Source organism: Pseudomonas sp. P5_A2_2, from assembly GCF_054177685.1.
In genome coordinates this window covers 1-1,455 of sequence record NZ_JBGCUL010001074.1, presented here as the reverse complement: position 1 = coordinate 1,455, position 1,455 = coordinate 1, and the positions used below count along the sequence as shown (strand labels likewise).

Annotated in this window: 3 protein-coding genes; all 3 read left to right on the top strand. The window is 60.5% G+C overall.

Annotation, left to right across the window (positions count from 1 at the left end):
• Window positions 1–346 (top strand): molybdate ABC transporter substrate-binding protein (gene modA, locus ACXRVY_RS28905; RefSeq protein WP_458238945.1); only part of this gene is annotated, 346 nt, incomplete at its 5' end.
• On the top strand, window positions 347–1,027 hold the full coding sequence (modB, locus tag ACXRVY_RS28900) for a molybdate ABC transporter permease subunit (RefSeq protein ID WP_223463719.1): 681 nt from the start codon (window positions 347–349) through the stop codon (window positions 1,025–1,027). It begins immediately after the preceding gene.
• Between the two features lie 3 nt (window positions 1,028–1,030).
• A partial coding sequence (locus ACXRVY_RS28895) for an ATP-binding cassette domain-containing protein (RefSeq protein WP_458238944.1) occupies window positions 1,031–1,455 on the top strand: 425 nt, incomplete at its 3' end.

The window sequence follows — 1,455 nt, the reverse complement described above, 5'->3', positions numbered from 1 at the left end:
AGCCGCGCCTTATGGCCTGGCGGCGACTCAGGTGTTGGCCAAGGAAGGTCTCACCGACAAGGTCAAGGACAAGATCGTTGAAGGCCAGAACATCACCCAGGCCTATCAGTTCGTTTCCACCGGCAATGCCGAGTTGGGTTTTGTCGCCCTGTCGCAGATCTACAAGGACGGCAAGATCACCAGCGGTTCGGCCTGGATCGTTCCGGCCAGCCTTCACGACCCGATCAAACAGGACGCTGTGATTCTCAACAAGGGCAAGGACAACCCGGCCGCCAAGGCGTTGGTTGACTACCTCAAGGGGCCGAAAGCGGCAGCTGTCATCAAGTCCTACGGTTACGAAATCTAAATGTCGCTATCGAGTGCCGATTACTCCGCCATTTGGCTGACCCTGAAACTCGCGTCCCTGACGACCGTCATCTTGCTGATTGTCGGCACTCCGATTGCGTTATGGCTCGCGCGCACCCGCTCCTGGTTGCGCGGCCCGGTCGGGGCGGTTGTTGCCCTGCCCCTGGTGCTGCCACCGACGGTGATTGGTTTCTATCTGTTGTTGGCGCTCGGCCCTCACGGGTACATCGGCCAGCTCAGCCAATCACTCGGCCTTGGCACCCTCACCTTCAGTTTTGCGGGGCTGGTCATCGGTTCGGTGTTGTATTCGATGCCGTTCGTGGTCCAGCCACTGCAAAACGCATTTTCCGCAATCGGCACGCGTCCGCTCGAAGTGGCCGCGACACTGCGGGCCAATCCCTGGGACACCTTTTTCAGCGTGACGCTGCCCCTGGCCCGCCCCGGTTTCATTACCGCGGCCATTCTCGGCTTCGCCCACACCGTCGGCGAGTTCGGCGTAGTGCTGATGATCGGCGGCAACATTCCCGAGAAGACCCGCGTGGTCTCGGTGCAGATCTACGATCACGTCGAAGCCATGGAATATGCCCAGGCCCATTGGCTGGCCGGGGTGATGCTGGTGTTCTCGTTTGTCGTCTTGCTGGCGCTGTATTCCAGCCGAAAAACCAAAGCGGGCTGGAGCTGATCGATGATTCAAATGCGCCTGAAACTACGCTACCCGGGCTTCGCTCTGGACGTCGACCTGCAACTGCCCGGACGTGGCGTCACTGCGCTTTACGGTCACTCAGGCTCCGGCAAGACCACTTGCCTGCGCTGCATTGCCGGCCTGGAACGGGCCGATCAGGGTTTTATCCAGGTCAACGATGAAGTCTGGCAAGACAGCGAAAACAAGCTCTTCGTCGCGCCGCACAAACGCGCGCTCGGCTACGTGTTCCAGGAAGCCAGCCTGTTTCCTCATCTGTCGGTGCTGGCCAACCTTGAGTTCGGCCTCAAGCGCATTCCCAAGTCGCAGCGTCGGGTCGATATGGCCCACGCCACCGAGTTGCTGGGCATCAGCCATCTGCTGGACCGGCACCCACAACACCTTTCGGGTGGTGAGCGACAGCGCGTCGG